The sequence below is a fragment of the Kitasatospora sp. NPDC054939 genome (genome assembly GCF_053610105.1).
Window position 1 is genome coordinate 48,163 of the sequence record NZ_JBSGXP010000015.1, and the last position, 17,028, is coordinate 65,190.

Annotated in this window: 16 protein-coding genes and 1 riboswitch; of the genes, 7 read left to right on the forward strand and 9 right to left on the reverse strand. The window is 74.4% G+C overall.

What is annotated here, in order from left to right; genetic code table 11:
- Positions 1–9: 9 nt before the first annotated feature.
- Positions 10–1,293 (reverse strand): threonine synthase, encoded by a 1,284-nt coding sequence (thrC, locus tag ACWGB8_RS06850; protein WP_452210967.1) that lies wholly within the window; start codon positions 1,291–1,293, stop codon positions 10–12.
- A gap of 17 nt (positions 1,294–1,310) precedes the next feature.
- Positions 1,311–1,444: riboswitch (SAM riboswitch) on the reverse strand.
- A 184-nt stretch (positions 1,445–1,628) separates the two neighbouring features.
- On the opposite strand from thrC, the gene ACWGB8_RS06855 reads away from it, so the two are divergent.
- Both ACWGB8_RS06855 and ACWGB8_RS06860 read left to right on the forward strand, forming a co-directional pair.
- Entirely contained in the window at positions 1,629–2,651 is a 1,023-nt protein-coding gene (locus tag ACWGB8_RS06855; RefSeq protein WP_452210969.1) for a glucosyl-3-phosphoglycerate synthase, read from the forward strand.
- Between the two features lie 43 nt (positions 2,652–2,694).
- Positions 2,695–4,167, forward strand: a complete 1,473-nt coding sequence (locus ACWGB8_RS06860) for an alpha,alpha-trehalose-phosphate synthase (UDP-forming) (RefSeq protein WP_452210971.1) — start codon at positions 2,695–2,697, stop codon at positions 4,165–4,167.
- A gap of 90 nt (positions 4,168–4,257) precedes the next feature.
- Here the strand turns inward: ACWGB8_RS06860 and otsB are convergent, their stop codons facing one another.
- The 3 genes from otsB to ACWGB8_RS06875 form a co-directional block, all read right to left on the reverse strand.
- Positions 4,258–5,133 carry a trehalose-phosphatase gene (gene otsB, locus ACWGB8_RS06865; protein WP_452210973.1) on the reverse strand — a complete coding sequence of 292 codons (876 nt, stop codon included), beginning with the start codon at positions 5,131–5,133 and terminating at the stop codon, positions 4,258–4,260.
- Between the two features lie 76 nt (positions 5,134–5,209).
- Entirely contained in the window at positions 5,210–5,449 is a 240-nt protein-coding gene (locus ACWGB8_RS06870) for a DUF3263 domain-containing protein (protein ID WP_452210974.1), read from the reverse strand.
- Positions 5,450–5,492: 43 nt separating this feature from the next.
- Complete coding sequence (locus ACWGB8_RS06875; RefSeq protein WP_452210976.1) at positions 5,493–6,764, reverse strand: extracellular solute-binding protein; 1,272 nt, start codon at positions 6,762–6,764, stop codon at positions 5,493–5,495.
- Between the two features lie 299 nt (positions 6,765–7,063).
- Here ACWGB8_RS06875 and ACWGB8_RS06880 point away from each other — a divergent pair, with 299 nt between their 5' ends.
- Together ACWGB8_RS06880 and nagA are read left to right on the forward strand one after the other, a co-directional pair.
- On the forward strand, positions 7,064–8,011 hold the full coding sequence (locus ACWGB8_RS06880) for an ROK family protein (protein ID WP_452210978.1): 948 nt from the start codon (positions 7,064–7,066) through the stop codon (positions 8,009–8,011).
- A complete protein-coding gene (nagA, locus tag ACWGB8_RS06885; protein ID WP_452210980.1) occupies positions 8,008–9,183 on the forward strand; it encodes an N-acetylglucosamine-6-phosphate deacetylase in 1,176 nt (391 codons plus the stop codon). Before ACWGB8_RS06880 ends, nagA begins: the two co-directional genes overlap by 4 nt.
- Before the next feature lie 72 nt (positions 9,184–9,255).
- Here nagA and ACWGB8_RS06890 read toward each other — a convergent pair whose 3' ends face one another.
- Positions 9,256–10,221: a carbohydrate-binding protein gene (locus ACWGB8_RS06890; RefSeq protein ID WP_452210982.1), complete on the reverse strand. Its 966-nt coding sequence runs from the start codon at positions 10,219–10,221 to the stop codon at positions 9,256–9,258.
- Positions 10,222–10,434: 213 nt separating this feature from the next.
- Positions 10,435–12,297, reverse strand: coding sequence for a diguanylate cyclase domain-containing protein (locus ACWGB8_RS06895; protein ID WP_452210984.1), 1,863 nt, complete (start codon positions 12,295–12,297; stop codon positions 10,435–10,437).
- A 403-nt stretch (positions 12,298–12,700) separates the two neighbouring features.
- Here ACWGB8_RS06895 and ACWGB8_RS06900 point away from each other — a divergent pair, with 403 nt between their 5' ends.
- A complete protein-coding gene (locus tag ACWGB8_RS06900) occupies positions 12,701–13,228 on the forward strand; it encodes a flavin reductase family protein (protein WP_452210986.1) in 528 nt (175 codons plus the stop codon).
- A 23-nt stretch (positions 13,229–13,251) separates the two neighbouring features.
- Here the strand turns inward: ACWGB8_RS06900 and arfB are convergent, their stop codons facing one another.
- The gene (gene arfB, locus ACWGB8_RS06905; protein ID WP_452210987.1) at positions 13,252–13,683 is read right to left on the reverse strand and encodes an alternative ribosome rescue aminoacyl-tRNA hydrolase ArfB; all 432 of its coding nucleotides are present in this window, start codon (positions 13,681–13,683) and stop codon (positions 13,252–13,254) included.
- Between the two features lie 67 nt (positions 13,684–13,750).
- On the opposite strand from arfB, the gene ACWGB8_RS06910 reads away from it, so the two are divergent.
- Positions 13,751–14,248 carry a hypothetical protein gene (locus ACWGB8_RS06910; RefSeq protein ID WP_452210989.1) on the forward strand — a complete coding sequence of 166 codons (498 nt, stop codon included), beginning with the start codon at positions 13,751–13,753 and terminating at the stop codon, positions 14,246–14,248.
- An 89-nt stretch (positions 14,249–14,337) separates the two neighbouring features.
- A complete protein-coding gene (locus tag ACWGB8_RS06915; protein ID WP_452210991.1) occupies positions 14,338–14,913 on the forward strand; it encodes a TerD family protein in 576 nt (191 codons plus the stop codon).
- A 145-nt stretch (positions 14,914–15,058) separates the two neighbouring features.
- On the opposite strand, the gene ACWGB8_RS06920 is transcribed toward ACWGB8_RS06915, so the two are convergent.
- Together ACWGB8_RS06920 and ACWGB8_RS06925 are read right to left on the reverse strand one after the other, a co-directional pair.
- Entirely contained in the window at positions 15,059–16,219 is a 1,161-nt protein-coding gene (locus ACWGB8_RS06920) for a hypothetical protein (protein ID WP_452210993.1), read from the reverse strand.
- 147 nt (positions 16,220–16,366) lie between these two features.
- The gene (locus ACWGB8_RS06925) at positions 16,367–16,855 is read right to left on the reverse strand and encodes a DUF3180 domain-containing protein (protein ID WP_452210995.1); all 489 of its coding nucleotides are present in this window, start codon (positions 16,853–16,855) and stop codon (positions 16,367–16,369) included.
- Positions 16,856–17,028 lie beyond the last annotated feature (173 nt).

Sequence of the window (17,028 nt, forward strand, 5' to 3'; positions counted from 1 at the left end):
GGGGGCGGGTCAGGCGGAGGCGAGGCCGGCCGCGCGGAAGGCGTCCAGGGTGGGCCGGATGACGGCGGTCATCCCGGCGTCGGAGACGGCGTCCAGGGTCTTCAGGCCGTCGCCGGTGTTGATCGCGACGGTCTCCTTGGCCGGGTCCAGCTGACCGGTCTCGACCAGCTTCTTCAGCACGCCGACGGTCACCCCGCCGGCGGTCTCGGCGAAGATGCCCTCGGTGCGGGCCAGCAGCTTGATCGCGGCCACCACCTCGGCGTCGGTGACGTCCTCGACGGCGCCGCCGGTGCGGCGGGCGATGTCCAGCACGTACGGGCCGTCGGCCGGGTTGCCGATGGCCAGCGACTTGGCGATGGTGTCCGGCTTGACCGGGCGGATCACGTCATGGCCGGCCTTGTACGCCGCCGACACCGGGGAGCAGCCGGCCGCCTGGGCGCCGAAGATCTTGTACGGGCGGTCCTCGACCAGCCCGAGCTTGATCAGCTCCTGCAGGCCCTTGTCGATCTTCGTCAGCTGGGAGCCGGACGCGATCGGGATGACGATCTGCTCGGGCAGCCGCCAGCCGAGCTGCTCGCAGATCTCGTACGCCAGGGTCTTGGAGCCCTCGCCGTAGTACGGGCGGAGGTTGACGTTGACGAAGCCCCAGCCCTCGCCGGCCGGGTCGCCGATCAGCTCGGAGCAGAAGCGGTTCACGTCGTCGTAGTTGCCGTCGATGCCGACCAGCTCGCCGCCGTAGACGCCGGCCATGACGACCTTGCCCTGCTCCAGGTCGTGCGGGATGAACACGCAGGACTTGAAGCCGGCCCGGGCCGCCGCCGCGCCGACCGCGCCGGCCAGGTTGCCGGTCGAGGAGCAGGAGAGGGTGGTGAAGCCGAAGGCCCGCGCGGCCTCGATGGCGCAGGCCACCACGCGGTCCTTGAAGGAGTGGGTCGGGTTGCCGGAGTCGTCCTTGATGTGCAGCTGGGCGGTGAAGCCCAGCTCGCGGCCCAGGTTGTCGGCCTTGACCAGCGGGGTCCAGCCGGGGTTCAGGTTGGGCTTGGAGGCGACGTCGGCGGGCACCGGCAGCAGCGGGGCGTAGCGCCAGATGGAGGCCGGACCGGCTTCGATCCGCTTGCGCAGCTCCTCGGCCGCCGCGGAGCCGAACTCGTACGCGATCTCCAGCGGGCCGAAGCACTCCACACAGGCGAAGCTGGGACCGAGCGGGAAGCGGGTGCCGCACTCGCGACAGGACAGCGCGGCGGCGGGGCCGAGGTCCACGGTGGTGGTGGGTGCGGCGGTGTCGATAGCCATGATGGCGGAGGCCTCTCTCCTCATCTTCCCCGTGAGGCGGGCGCGCCACGGGCCGGAATTGGCACCTGTCCCGCCGGGGCCTGTACGACAGCCGCGCGAGAAGGTTGCCGGGACGTCAACGGGCCGTTCCCTCAGTCCCTCTGGATGAGCTCTGTGAAGTTGTGGTCGTGCTCAGCGGCGACCCCGGCGTGCGAAGGTCCGGCCGCTGTACGAAGACTGTATCCGAAGGCGCCAACCGCGAAAGGGACCGTCCGCCACGCGAGATGGCGCGTCCCACCGAGGATCCGGGCAGGAAAGATCCGGATCCGAGGAACCCCCCGACCCCAGGAGTGAGAGTGCCCCTGCCCGACGAACCGACACCCGAGCTCCTCCCGGAGGTGGCGTCCTGGCTGCGGCGCCGTGCGTGGAGCGCGGCCGACCGTCCGGTGGGCGCCCTGCTGGAGGCCAAGCGCGCGGCGGGCCGGGCCGGCACCGTCAGCGTGGTGCTGCCCGCGCTCGACGAGGAGGCCACCGTCGGCGGGATCGTCGAGGTGATCCGGCGCGAGCTGATGGAGCGGCTGCCGCTGGTCGACGAACTGGTGGTGGTCGACTCCGGCTCGGCCGACGCCACCGCCGCCGTCGCCGCCCGGGCCGGCGCCCGGGTGGTGCACCGGGACTCCCTGCTGCCCCGGCTGCCGGCCGTGCCGGGCAAGGGCGAGGTGCTGTGGCGCTCGCTGCTGGCCACCCGCGGGGAGATCGTCTGCTTCGTGGACGCCGACCTGCGCGAGTTCGACCCCGCGCTGGTCTCCGGCACCGTCGGCCCGCTGCTGACCGACCCCGGCATCCAGCTGGTCAAGGCGATGTACGACCGCCCGCTGGAGACGGACGGCGCGGTCGTCCCGGCCGGCGGCGGCCGGGTCACCGAACTCGTCGCCCGCCCGCTGCTCAACCTGCACTGGCCGGAACTCGCCGGTTTCGTCCAGCCGCTCGGCGGCGAGTACGCGGCCCGCCGCTCCCTCCTCGAACGGCTGCCGTTCCCGACCGGCTACGGCGTCGAGCTGGGCCTGCTGGTCGACGCCCTGGAGGCGGTCGGCCTGGACGCGCTGGCCCAGGTGGACGTCGGGGTCCGCCACCACCGCCACCAGGACGGCCAGGCGCTCGGCCGGATGGCGGCCACCATCTACCGCACCGCCCTCGAACGCCTCGACCGCACCCACCGCCTCAAGGCGTCCGCCGACCTGGTGCACCCGCTGCTCACCCAGTTCACCCGCGACCCCGACAGCCGCGCCTTCACCGCCCACACCCATCCGGTCACCGCACTGGAGCGGCCCCCCATGCACACCGTGCCGGAGTACGCCGCCCGTCGGCCGGTGATCTGAGGGGCGGGGTTTGCCGACCCGGGCCCCCGGCAACGTACCAACCATGGGCGATCTCACGACCGAACGTTCGAGTGCGACCGGCACCGCCCCCGTCCTGGTGGCCTCCAATCGGGGACCGGTGTCCTTCGGCCTCGCCGACGACGGCGGGCTGACCCTCAGGCGCGGCGGCGGCGGGCTGGTCTCCGGGCTCTCCGCCATCGACGACCCGAACGCCGTCTGGGTCTGCGCCGCCCTCGGCGACGCCGACCGCAGAGCCGCCCGGGAGGCCCCCGACGGCCGGCTCGACCGGGCCGGGCACGACGTCGGCGGACAGGCCGTCCGGATGCTGGATATCGCCCCGGAGACCTTCGCCCGGGCCTACAACGGCGTCGCCAACTCCACCCTCTGGTTCGTCCACCACCTGCTGTACGCCACCCCGACCGCGCCCGCCTTCGACGCCGGCTTCCGCACCGAATGGGCCGCCTACCGGGAGTACAACGCCGCCTTCGCCGAGGCGCTGGCCGCCGAGGCCGCCCCCGGCGCGGCCGTCCTGGTGCAGGACTACCACCTCTCGCTCGTCCCCGCGCTGCTCCGGGCCGCCCGCCCCGACCTGCGGATCGGCCACTTCTCGCACACCCCGTGGGCCCCGCCCGAGTACTACCGGCTGCTGCCCGACGACGTCGCCGAGGCCGTCCTCACCGGCATCCTGGGCGCCGACCGGGCCGGCTTCCTGACCCGGCGCTGGGCCCTCGCCTTCGCCGACTGCTGCGAGGCCCTGCTCGGCGCCGAGGTGGACCGCGAGGCACTGACCGTCACCCTCCCCGGCGGCCGCACCACCCGCCTCGGGGTGCACGCCCTCGGCGCCGACGCCGGCTTCCTGCGCGAGCGCGCCCACCGCCCCGACGTCGACGAACGGCTCGCCACCCTGCGCACGGCCGTCGGCGACCGCAGGACGATCGTCCGGGTGGACCGCACCGAGCTGAGCAAGAACATCGTCCGCGGCCTGCTCGCCTACCGGCACCTGCTGCGGACCCGGCCCGAATGGCACGACCGGGTGGTCCACATCGCCTTCGCCTACCCCTCGCGCACCGACCTCGCCGAGTACCGCGACTACACCGACACCGTGCTGCGGCTCGCCGAGGAGATCGACGCCGAGTTCGCCACCGACGGGTGGCGGCCCCTGATCCTGCACGTCGACGACGACTTCCCGCGCTCGCTGGCCGCCTACCGGCTGGCCGACGTCGCCCTGGTCAACCCGATCCGCGACGGCATGAACCTGGTCGCCAAGGAGGTCCCGGTGGTCTCCGACGCCGGCTGCGCGCTCGTCCTCTCCCGCGAGGCGGGGGCGTACGCGGAGCTCGGCGCGGACGCGCTGCCGGTCAACCCGTTCGACGTGATCGCCACCGCCGACGCCCTGCACGCGGCGCTCACCATGCCCGCCGACGAACGCGCCGGGCGCACCAAGCGGCTGGCCGACGCGGCGACGGCGCTGCCGCCGCAGCAGTGGTTCCTGGACCAGCTGGACGCCCTCGGCTGAGCCCCTCCCGCGCCGCGCCGACCACGGAGCCGCGCCGACCCCGGCCGCGCCGGCGACCGCGAGCGCGGCTCCGGGCCACTGCGCTCCTGGCTACTGCGCTGCTCCGGGCTGCTCCGCGAGTTCGGCGGCCAGTCGGGCGAGCAGGTCCACCACGCCGGCCGGGCCGGGCACCACCAGGTCCGCCCGGTCGGCGAGTTCGCGCACCGGGGCGTCGCCGTCCACCGTGCCGCTGCACACCAGCAGCCCGGCCAGGCCCTCCGCCGCCCGCAGCTTCTCGACCAGCGCGAAGGCCGCGACGTCCCCCAGGTCGTCCCCGGCGTACAGCACCGACCGGGCACCCCGCTCGCGCAGGAAGCCCTCCAGCGCGGCGCCCTTGTCGACGCCCGGGGGCCGCAGCTCCAGCACCAGCCGGCCCGGCTCCACCATCAGCCCGTGCTCGGCCGCCAGCTCCCCGACGGGGCCGCGCAGCAGTTCCAGCGCCTCCTGCGGCCGCTCCGCCCGACGGGTGTGGACGGCCAGCGAGCGGCCCTTGTCCTCGGTCCAGGTGCCCTCCGGCGCCCCGGCCGCCGCCAGCGCGTCCGGCAGCACCGCCCGGACCGCAGCCACCCCGGGGTGCACCGGCGGGGCGGTCACCGCGCCGGTCGCGGCCTCCCAGCGCTCGGCGCCGTAGTGGCCCAGTACGACCAGCCCGGACAGGTCCGGCACCCCCGCGAAGCCGCCGTACTCCGCCGCCAGCGCGGCCGGGCGGCCGGTCACCACGACCACCGCGCCCACCCGCGGGGCCAGCGCCCGCAGCGCCCCCACCGCTCCGGGGTGCGCCCGCGCCGCCGCCGGATCGGCGACGATCGGCGCCAGCGTCCCGTCGAAGTCCAGCGCGACCACGGCGTCCCCGGGCGCACCGAGCAGCGCCGCCCATCCGGCCCGGCCGGCCTCCGTCAACGGCTCCGTCCCACGCAAGTCACCCATGCCCGGACCGTACCCACCAACCTCCGCCGGGATGCCCCGCCTCCGCCGGGGCCCGCCCGGTAGGCCCGGTACGCCCCTACCGTGCCGCCCGCCGGGCCTCCCGCACCCGGCGCAGGCGGTTGACCAGCACCGGCGCGTGCGCCAGGGCCTCCGGCCGGTCCAGCAGGGCGTTCAGCAGCTGGTAGTACCGCGTGCCGGAGAGGCCGAGCTCCTCGCGGATGGCCCGCTCCTTGGCGCCGGCCGTCCGCCACTGCCGGCCCTCCAGCTCCAGCACCGCCAGCTCGCGCTCGCCGAGTCCGTCCACGGCCGACGCCACCACCTCTCCTGCCGAGTGCTCCTGCCGAGACGGCCATTCTCCGTCACTTGCGGGCGCGCTGGGCCTCCTGCCCGGCGGCGGTCTGCAGGTCCGCGAGCACCTGCTTGGCGTCGCCGGTGACGGCCTTGCCGATGTCCGCCTTGATCCGCTTGCTGACCTCGGCCCAGGCCGGGTCGCCGAAGGGGTAGAAGCTGGCGTTGCCGAGGCCGACGGCGAACTGCTTGAGGTTCTCGTGCTTCCCGCCGCGGGTCATCTCGTCGAGGGTGTCCTGGGTGACGGGCAGCAGGTTGTACTTCTCGTCGAAGGCGAGCTGGTTGTCCTTGGCGTAGACGAAGCTCAGGAACTTCTTGATCTCGTTCTTGTGCCCGTTGGCCTTGAACGCCATCATCCAGTCGGCCACCCCGAGGCTGCCCGCCTTGGCCAGGCCGTCCTTGCGCGGGACCGGCACCGTCCCGAAGTCGATCCTCCCGGCGGCAGCCATCCGCAGCAGGGTGGGGTGGCCGTTGAGCATGGCGACCTTGCCGGAGGCGAAGTCCTGGAAGGCCGGGGTGCGGTTGACGCTGCCCGGGTCGGCGTAGGTGAGCCGGGTGTCGACCAGATTGGTCTTGAGCCAGGAGAAGGTGGTCTGGTTCTGCGCGCTGTCGATGGTGTAGTTGCCGACGTCGTCGGAGAGGCTGCTGCCGCCGCTGATCGTCCACAGCATCGACTCGGCCTGGGCCTCCTCCGGCCCGAGCGGCAGGCCGTACGGGGTGACGCCGGGTACCTTGGCCTTGATCTTCTCGGCGGCCTGCCTGAGCTCGTTCCAGGTGGCGGGCGGGTGGGCGATGCCGGCCTTCTGGAAGACCGCCTTGTTGTAGAAGAGCACCCGCGAGGACGAGACGAACGGGATTCCGTACTGGGTGCCGAGCACCCGGCCGGCGTGCGCGAGGTAGTCGATGAAGTTGGCCTGGGTGTCGAGCGCGAGGACGTCGGAGGCGGTGTAGAGCCGGCCGGCCGCGGCGTGGTCGGCGAAGCCGCCGGTCTGCAGCAGGTCGGGGGACTTGCCGGAGTGGATCAGGTCGTCGACGCGCTTGCCGATGTCGGTCCAGTTGACGACCTCGACCTCGACCCGGATGTCCGGGTTGGCGGCCTCGAAGCGCCGGGCGATGTCGTCCCAGTACGGCTTCGAGCCCGTGTCCGCGGACTCGCCGTAGTCGGCGGCGACGAACCGGAGGGTGACGCGGTCGCCGTCCTGGCCGCTGCAGCCGGTGAGCAGCAGGGTGCCGGCCAGTGCGGTGCCGAGCAGCCGGGTGGGGGCCTGGGCGCGCCTCTTCACGCGGGTACCGCCTTCGTCGTGCTTCCTGGGGGTGAAGCGTCGGGTGGGCCGGACGGGCGCGTCCGGCTCGGGGGAGGCGGCAACACTGGCAAAAACAGTGCACAGTGGTCCATACCTCTGGGGTCGTCCGGGGAGGGTAGTTATCGAAGTGCGGAAGACGTTGCACGATGCGCAATGGAAGTGCACCGCACAAATGGCCACCTACCGCAAGCTTCTGCGACAAAGCTCACCCCATTTGGACCAGACCAATCGAGCAACTGGACTAGACCTCTCCGAACGACCAAGGGAAACTGTCCTCCGTGAAGCACGTCATCGCACTCGATGTAGGCGGCACCGGCATGAAGGCCGCGCTGCTCGCCCAGGACGGCTCCGTGCTGTTCGAAGCACGCCGACCGACCGGGCGGGAGCACGGCACGGACGCCGTCGTCGCCGCCATCCTCGACTTCGCCGCCGACCTGGCGGACGAGGGCCGCGCCCGCTTCGGCGCCGCCCCCGTGGCGGCGGGCGTCGCCGTGCCGGGGACGATCGACGAGAGGAACGGCGTCGCGGTCTTCTCGGCCAACCTGGGCTGGCGGGACCTGCCGCTGCGCGCGCTGCTGGGCGCGCGCCTGGCCCGGGCGGACGGCAGCGCGATGCCGGTCGCGCTGGGCCACGACGTCCGGTCCGGCGGCCTCGCCGAGGGCCGGATCGGGGCCGGGCGCGGTGTCGGGCGCTTCCTGTTCATCGCCCTGGGCACCGGCATCGCCGGCGCCATCGGCATCGACGGCCGGATCGAGGCCGGCGCCCACGGCTACGGCGGCGAGATCGGCCACGTCGTGGTCCGCCCCGGCGGCCCGCAGTGCGGCTGCGGCGCCCGGGGCTGTCTGGAGACCCTGGCCTCCGCCTCCGCCGTCTCCCGCGCCTGGGCCGCGGCCTGCGGGGACCCCGACGCCGACGCGGCATCCTGCGCCGCCGCGGTGGACGCCGGGGACCCCCGCGCGGCCGCGGTCTGGCAGGGCGCGGTGGACGCCCTCGCGGACGGCATCGTGCTCGCCCAGAGCCTGCTCGACCCGTCCACCGTGATCGTCGGCGGCGGCCTGGCCGAGGCCGGCGACACGCTGTTCACGCCGCTGCGCGCGGCGGTCACCGAGCGCCTGACCTTCCAGATGCCGCCCCTGGTCGTACCGGCCATGCTCAAAGACACCGCCGCATCCCTGGGGGCGGGTCTGCTCGCCTGGGATCTGCTCTCCATGGAGGTGACCGCGTGACAACCGCGGACCGAATCGCACTGGCGGGCGCCCGCCTGGTCCTGCCCGGCGAGGTGGTCGACGACGGCCGCGTCGCGGTCGAGGGCGGCCGGCTGGCCGGCTTCGGCGGGGAACCCGAACCGGGGGACCTCGACCTGGCCGGGTACACGGTCGTCCCGGGCTTCGTGGACCTGCACGTGCACGGCGGCGGGGGCGCCTCGTACGCCTCCGGGGTGGCCGAGGAGGCCCTGAGGGTCGCCCGCACGCACCTGGAGCACGGCACCACCACGACGGTCGCCTCGACCGTGACCGGGGAGATCGACGAGGTCGCCCGGCAGGCCGCGGTGCTGTCCGAGCTGGCCGAGGACGGCGTGCTGGCCGGCGTCCACTTCGAGGGCCCGTTCATCTCGCACAACCGCTGCGGCGCCCACCGCCCCGACCTGCTGCGCGACCCGGACCCGGCGCTGGTGCGCAAGCTGGTCGACGCGGCGCGCGGCCACGCCAGGATGGTCACCCTCGCCCCCGAACTCCCCGGCGGCCTGGAGTCGGTCCGGATGCTGGCCGACCTCGGGGTGATCGCCGCGGTCGGCCACACCGACGCCGACTACGCCCGCACCCTGGAGGCCGTCGAGGCCGGCGCCACGGTGGCCACCCACCTGTTCAACGCGATGCCCGCGATCGCGCACCGCGCCCCGGGCCCGATCGTGGCGCTGCTGGAGGACGAGCGGGTCACCGTCGAGCTGATCAACGACGGGGTGCACCTGCACCCCTCGGTGCTGGACCTCGCGTACGGCAGCGCCGGCGCCTCCCGGGTCGCGCTGATCACCGACGCGATGGGCGCGGCCGGCATGGGCGACGGGCTCTACCCGCTCGGCCCGCTCCAGGTCGAGGTGAAGGACGGCGTGGCCCGCCTGGTGGAGGGCGGCGCGATCGCCGGCTCCACCCTCACCCTGGACGTGGCGTTCAAGCGCTCGGTCACCGTCAACGGGCTGAGCCTGGAGCAGGCCGTCGAGTCGCTCTCCGCGGTGCCCGCCCGGCTGCTCGGCCTGGCCGACTCGGTCGGTTCGCTGGAGGCCGGCAAGTACGCCGACCTGGTGGTGGTCGACTCCGTCACGTACGAGCTGGTCGCCGTGATGCGCCGCGGCGCGTGGGTGGTCGGCGGCGACCGCTTCGACCTGGTGAAGCCCGCCTGACCCGGCCGGCCCGCGGACGCGCGACGGCCGCCCGTTCCCCGGGGGGAGCGGGCGGCCGCGGCACGTCCGGGCTCAGGAGGTGCTGAGCGTGATCTGGTCGATCAGCACCGGGCCGGAGGATCCGGCCGGCAGCGCGAGCGTCACCGTGTTCGAGCCCGCCTGCAGCTGCGGGAGTATCCACATGTTGAACCAGCCCGGCTCGGTGTTGCCCGGCGCGAAGTTCTTGAACTCCAGGCCGCCGTCCCGGTCCTTGCCGTTGACCGTGACGGTGCCCTTCACCGAGCCGCCCGCGTTGCTGTAGCGGACGTTGAACTTGTACGCCCCGGCCGTCGGAACCTCGCCGGTCCAGGTCACCGAGCTGCCCGGCTGGAGCGTCAGGTAGCTGCCGCCCGCCGACTTGGCGCCCTTGACCGTGGTCTCCAGCTGCGCGTTCTGCCCCTGCAGCTGCGCGGCGTCGACGGTGCCCGGCAGCGCGGAGGTGGCGGTCGCACTCGCCGAGGGGGACCCGGAGGGCGTGCCCGTCGCACTGGCCGGGGCCGAGGCCGAGGTCGGCGCGGCGCCCTTGGCCTTCTTGTCGCCGTCGTTCGAGGAGAGCGCGATGCCCGCGCCGATCGCGATCGCCGCGACCACGGCCACCGCCCCGATCACCGCGCCCTTGGAGCGCCCGCTGCTCGGCCGCTCGTCACCGGGCTGCGGGCGCGAGCGCTCGGCGTACCGGGTCTGCTGGGTCGGCTGCTCGCCGGAGCCCTGCTGCCCGTAGGCCGGCGGCTGCCCGTACGGGGGCTGCTGGCCGTACTGCTGCTGACCGTAGGGCTGCTGGGCCTGCGGCGGGTACGGCTGCTGGGGCCGCTGGCCGTACTGGGCGCGCCCGACCTCCATCGGGCGGCTGTACGACGTGCGCGGCACGCCCTGCTGCGGTTCGCCCGGCTGCGCGGGCCCGCCCTCGGCCGGACGGTAGAGGTAGCCGAAGGGGTCGTCGTCCTGCGGGGCACCGCCCTCCGGGCTCTCGGGCACTCCGTTGCTGCCGGCGGTCGTCACGGTGTCCACTCCCCGTCGCGGTGCGCCCCGGCTGCCGTGCCGCCGGCGCAGTTGGTCGTCGCTGTACCCGGGCACGATACCTGCCGCCGCGGCCGACCCGATAAGTCCCCTTGACAACCGGCGAGTAGCTCGGGCCCGCCCGGCACCCCCGCGGACGCCGCGGGGCCGGTGCGTCGTACGCCCCGGACCCGGTCCGCCGGATGGCCGGAGGTGTCAGCCCGCCCGCCGGTGCGAACGCTCCCCGCGCGCGCCGCGCACCGCGCCGCCGCGCGCCCGCTTCTCGTCGTACATCCGCTCGTCGGCGGTCTGCAGGACCTCCTCGATGCTCATCCCGCAGCCCGCCCAGCCGATGCCCAGGCTGACGCCGACCCGCATCGCCCGGCCGTCGATCCGCATCGGCGGGATGATCGCGTTGCGCAGCCGGTGGGAGAGGTCCTTGGCCTCGTCCCGGCCGATGCCGTCGGCCAGCACCACGAACTCGTCACCGCCCAGCCGGGCCACCGTGTCGCCGTCCCGGACGGCCTGCTGCAGGCGCCGGGCCACCTCGACCAGGACGGCGTCGCCGGCGTTGTGGCCGTGCCGGTCGTTGATCAGCTTGAAGCCGTCCAGGTCGCAGAAGAGCACCGCGAGCCCCTTCTCCACCGGGGCGGTGCCGGAGCGGAACGGGCCGGACCACACCTCGCCGCCGGGCCCGTGGTCGGGCGGGACGACCGCGTGCACGTGGACGTGCTCGCCGTAGCCGGACGCGTGGGCAGGACCGTCCGGGGCGCCGTAACCGTGCACCGGGGCGGAGTGCGCGTCCAGCCCCTCCAGCCCCTCCCAGGCGGCGTGCGCACTGTACGACTCGATGCCGCCGTACGCGTCCAGGGCGTAGCCGGCGACCGGGTGGCCCTCGACCGCCGGGAACGCGTCGGCGGCCTGGTAGTCGGCGGCCTGGTAGGGGTCGGCGGCGTAGCCCGCGGCGGCCCGGGCGGCGCCGACCGGGGCCTGTGGTGCGCCGCAGAGCCGGCGGCCGAGCCTGGCCTTGAGCTCGGCGCCGTTCGGCAGGCCGGTCAGGGCGTCGTGGCTGGCCCGGTGCGCGAGCTGCAGCTCGTGGCGCTTGCGGTCCTCGATGTCCTCGACGTGGGTGAGCAGGAAGCTGGGGCCCTCGGCGGCATCGGCGACGATCGAGTTGCGCAGACAGACCCACTGGTAGCCGCCGTCGCGCCGGAGCAGCCGCAGTTCGGCGCGCCCGCTGTCGGCGCTGGTGCGTTCCAGCAGCTCGCGGTCGTCTGGGTGCACCAGGTCGACGAAGCGCTGCTGGCGCAGGACCGCGCGGGGGCGGCCGAGCAGCCGGCAGAGGGCGTCGTTGACCCGGGTCAGCTGGCCGCTGGTGGAGCCGTGCAGTTCGGTGATCGCCATACCGCTCGGCGCGTACTCGAAGGCCTGCCGGAAGCTCTCCTCGCTGGCCCGCAGTGCCTGCTGCTCCTTCTCCAGCCGGGCGAGCGCACGCTGCATCTCGGCCCGCAGCCGGGCGTTGCCGATGGCGATGGAGGCCTGCAGGGAGAACATCTCCAGGGCCTCGCGGGTCCAGGCGCCGGGCCGCTTGCCGCTGCGCGGGCGGTCCACCGAGAGCACGCCGAGCAGGTCGCCGCCGGCGCTGTACATCGGGGCGAGCAGTCCGTCGGCGGGGTGCCAGTCGTTGGCGTAGACGGGCATCGGGCCGTCGCCGATCCAGCGCGGGATGTCGCTGGCGACCGCCCAGCCGCGGTCGTAGGGGAGGAAGCGCAGGGTGCCCCAGTGGTCGCTGACGCCGAGCAGCCGGTCCCAGGACTCGCGGGAGCCGACCTGGCCGAGCAGGACGGAGGGGCCGCCCATGGCGCTCTCCTCCAGCTCCCAGACGGCCGCCACCACCAGGTCGCCGTCCGGCCGGACCAGACTGACGGCGGCGGCGTCGAAGCCGAGCCCGTGCACCGCGCCCTCGACCACAGCCTGCAGCGTGCCCGCCAGGCTGCGGGCAGCGTTGAGGTCCGCCACGACCCGGTGCAAGGTGCGGAGGGTCGCGAGACGGACGTACGGCTCCGACTCGGCTTCCATGCGGGGGCTCCCCGGCTGCTTCGGATAGTTCTTGATTGGTTATCGTCCGATTGCCAGAAGAACTGAATCACAGGGAGCACAGCGATCGGCACGCTCGGTCAGCAATAGGCAGCCACTTGTGACTTAAATCACACGACACTTATGCGCCCTTAATCAGCTCATCCGCCCCATAGCAGGACATAAGGCTTCATCGGAACATTTCTCGTGGTCGGCCGCATTGGTCCCGCACTGAAGCCGGAAGGCTCCCACTGCCCGCCGGGCAGGCCCTGCGCTTCACTCCTGGGAGTGAGCCGCACCGGAATGCCGTGACCTTTTCCGAGTCCCGCCCACCGGGTCACCTGCCCGTGGTCCTACGACCACCGCCCGATGCCGTTTCCCGCACCGGCCGACTACCGTGCGGTACGTGTACTCGTCACCGCAGCCCGAAGCTGCCCCACTCGCCTCGCCCGACGAGTTCCGGGCGGCCCTGTCCCAGCTCGCCGCCGGCGTCACCCTGGTGACCGTCCGGGACCCGGAGGACGGCGAGGACGTCGGCATGACCGCCACGTCCTTCCTCTCCGTCTCGCTGGAACCGCCGCTGGTGCTGATCTCGGTCCGCGAGGACTCGCGGATGGACGAGGTGCTCTCCCGCGCCGACACCTGGGCGGTCTCGCTGCTCGCCGAGGAGCAGAAGGCGCTCGGCTCGCGGTTCGCCATGAAGGGCCGGCTCAGCGACCGGCTGCTCTTCGCCGACACCCCGCACCACCGGGGCCCGCACAGCGGAGCCCCGCTGGTCGACGGGGCGCTGGCCACCGTGGAGTGCCGCACCGAGCAGCGGATACCCGCCGGCGACCACACCCTGCTGCTCGGCCGGGTCCTGGAGGCCAGGGTCGACGACCCGGGCGCCAGGCCGCTGCTGTACTTCCGGGGCGGCTACCGCCGGCTCGGCTGACGGGCCACGGCGCCGGACCCGCCCTACTCGCCGTAGGCGGCGCGCCGCCCCTGCTTCAGCTCGGAGCGGTGCCGCTTGTTGAACAGCCGCCGCTCGACCATCCCGCGGGTCGGCCGGGTCGCCTTCCGCGCCTTCGGCGGCGGGGCCGTGGCCTCCCCCAGCAGCGAGGCCAGCCGCGCCGCGGCGACCTCGCGGTTGCGCCACTGCGACCGGTGCTCCGAGGCGCGCACCACCAGCACCCGCCCGTCCACCAGCCGCCCCGCCAGGCGCTCCAGGGCGCGCTGCTTCCAGACCTCGGGCAGCGCGGCGGAGGCCGCCAGGTCGTAGCGCAGCTCCACCTGGGTGTCCGAGGTGTTGACGTGCTGGCCACCGGGGCCGGAGGAACGGGAGAAGCGCCAGACGAGCTCGGCGTCGGGGACGACCACCGACCCCCGTACGCGGATGGGCTCGGGCATGCGCCCATCATCCCGCGCCCGGGCGCCGCGGTCACCCGGTTATCGGACCGGGGCGCCACCCCCGACAATGGCCAGTGTGATCGAGCTCGGCTACTCCCTCTCCAACCGCTTCCCCGACCCCCCGCAGACCGACTACCGCACCGCCACCGTGCACGCGCTGCGGTACGACCTGTTCTGCGGCGACGTCTACCTCGACGCCGAGGGGGCAGAACTGTCCACCCGCTGGGGGTGGGTACCGGTGCTCGACTTCGCCTGGGCGCTCTGCGACATCGCCGAGCACCTGGACCGCGATCCGGCCGGCAGCCGCGCCGCCCGGGTCCAGACCGCCGACCTGGACTTCACCCAGAACACCGAACTGCTGCGCTTCGCCCGCCGGTTCAACTGGGTGGAGGTCACCGCCACCTGGCTGCCCGACGAGCCGGCCGCCGTGGTCCGGCACAGCGACCTGCGCCGCGAGGCCCGCGACTTCCTCCAGGACACCCTGGCCGACCTCTTCGACATGCACCCCGATCTGGCCGAGAATCCGAACGTCTGGTCACTGCAGGGCCGGTTCCGCCGCATCTGATCAGGAAAGAATGTGCCGCGGGGCACGGAACCAACTCCGCGGCCCCCGGCGTTATCCCGGGCACAAGCAACGAAGGGACAGCAATCACCATGCCAGTGAGCCTCTCCAAGGGTGGCAACGTCTCGCTGACCAAGGAGGCCCCCGGCCTGACCGCGGTCTCCGTCGGCCTCGGCTGGGACGTCCGGACCACGACCGGTTCGGAGTTCGACCTGGACGCCAGCGCCATCGTGCTGAACGCGGACGGCAAGGTGCTGTCCAACAGCCACTTCGTCTTCTTCAACAACACCAGCACCCCGGACAGCACTGTCGTCCACACCGGTGACAACCGCACCGGCGAGGGCGCCGGCGACGACGAGGCGATCAGCGTCAACCTCGCCTCGCTGCCCGCCGAGGCCGCCCGGATCACCTTCCCGGTCTCCATCTACGACGCGGTCGCCCGCTCGCAGAACTTCGGCCAGGTCCGCAACGCCTACATCCGCGTGGTCAACGCGAACGGCGGCACCGAGATCGCCCGCTACGACCTCTCCGAGGACGCCGCCACCGAGACCGCCATGATCTTCGGCGAGCTCTACCGCAACGGCGCCGAGTGGAAGTTCCGCGCCGTCGGCCAAGGCTACGCCTCCGGCCTCGCCGGCATCGCCCAGGACTTCGGCGTCCAGATCTGACGCCGTCCCACCGGAGCGCCCGTCCCCTCACCGAGGGGGCGGGCGCTCCGTCGTCCCCGGGACCGGACGCCGAGGAGCCCCCGGCACGGGCGCCGGGGGCTCCTCACGGGCGGCCGGACCCCGGCGCCGGCGGGCGGGTGCCCGCTCAGTGCGTGCGGGAGGCCCGCAGCTCGGGGAGCTGGAGCAGCTCGGTCTCGTCGTGCGGGGTCAGGTCGACCACCTCGGGCTCGGACCGGACGCCCTCCGCAGGGGTCGGCGCCGCCGCGGCGGCCCGGTCCCGGTCCCGGTCCCGGGCGGCGTAGCCGGCGCTCGCGGCGACCGCCTCGTCCCCCACCACGTCCGCCAGGTCGGCCCGCTCGCCCAGCTCCGCCACACTGCCCACCGACGGGGCCGGCGCCGCCGGGCGCACGGTCGCGCCGCTGCGGCCGAAGAAGCTGAAGCCGGGCCCGCGGGACTGGCCGGACTGCACCGGACGCGGACGCTGCTGCTGGCGCTCGACCGGCGCGGCGGGCACGGCGGGCGTACCGCCGAGCTGCTCCACGGTCGCCGTCAGCACCGGCCGGACCGGCGGCGCGGGCACCGCGGCGGGCGCCGGGACGAGCGGCACCGCGGGCGCCACCGGGGCGGGGGCGGCGGCCACCGGCGCCGGGGCGGCCTGCACCGCCGGGGCCGTCCTGGCCCGCAGCGCCACCTCGGCACCCGCCGCGCCCTCGCGCCGGGCCCGCTCCTCGGCCTCGGCCCTGGCCCGGCGCCCGCGCTCCTCCTCGGCCTGCGCCGCCCGCCGCTCCAGCAGCCGCAGGACGGCCGCCGCGCGGACGAACGCCGCCGGGCTGGCGGGGTACTTGGGCCGGCTCGCGGCGAGCGCGCGCTGGGCCGCCTCGGCCTCCTTGAGGGCCTGCTCCGCCACCGCCACGGCCCGCTCGCGCAGCAGCCGGGCGATCTCGGTCTCGGCCTTGGCCAGCCGCGACTTCTCGGCGGTCAGCCGCCGGCCGAAGCGGGTGGCCCGCTCCTCGGCGACCTCGGCCGCGTACTCGGCCTCGGCGAGCTGCTCCTCGAAGCGCTCCTCGGCGCGCAGCCGCTGGGCGATCTGGACCTCGGCGGCGGCCCGCGCGGCGCGGTCGCGCTGGCGCAGCAGCACGGCGATGCCGAGCGCGGCGAGCACCGCGGCGACGCCCACCGAGCGGACCAGGACGGTGTCCTGACTGAAGAGCAGCGCCGCCACCGCGGCCACGATGAGCACGCCGGCGGCGGTGGGGGGAAGGACCCGCCCGAGGAACGAGGAATGACGGTGGCGTCCGCGAGACATGCCAAGAAACTAGCGTGCGAATTGGGGCCGTGTCAGCCCAGGGTCCCTTTCAGCCCTTGACACCGCACCGGGTTTGCCGCACGGCTGCGCGGCGCCGGACCTCCCGCGGGACGCCGACCCGCCGGGCCGCCGGGGAAGGGCCCCTGCTCAGCGGTGCGTGGCGGCCGGGCCGGCCGGATCGTCGTGGTTCTCGGGCAGCTTGCAGACGTGCTGGAGCCAGAGCGCCGCCGCGATCACCCCGGCCCCGGCGAGGACCGCGAAGCCGGCCGTGACGGCCTGGTCCTGGCGGGCCGGGACGTCGAGCTCGCCGAGCAGGTAGATGCCGGCGCCGGCATAGATGCCGGTGACCACGGCGGAGACCAGGGCGCTCGCCTGCCCGAGGACCACGGCCCGGGCGGCACTGAGCGGGTCGACCCGCTTGGCGTCGGGGCGGCGCTCGCGGGCGGCCTTCAGCCGGGAGCGCAGCGAGATCGCCGTGGCCAGCAGGATGACCGCCACCGCGGCCAGCACCAGGGGCGCGGCGGCGGGCACGGCGGGCACGGTGTCCAGCGAGGCCCACAGCTTGGCGGCGGCCCAGGACAGTGCGGTCGTGACGGCCGTGATGCCGATCAGCAGGCGCAGGCGAAGCAGCTTCACTCGGACGTGGTCCTTCCCGAGGTACAGAGACGGGCGCCCGCCCCGGCCGGCGGAACGGCACCAGGCCACCGTACCCGGCGGAGCCGGGCGGTCACCCGCGGGTACGGCGGACACCTACTCGTACGGCCGGGCCCCCCGTCGGAGTTCCCGGCCGTGCGGCGGAGCGGGCGGCG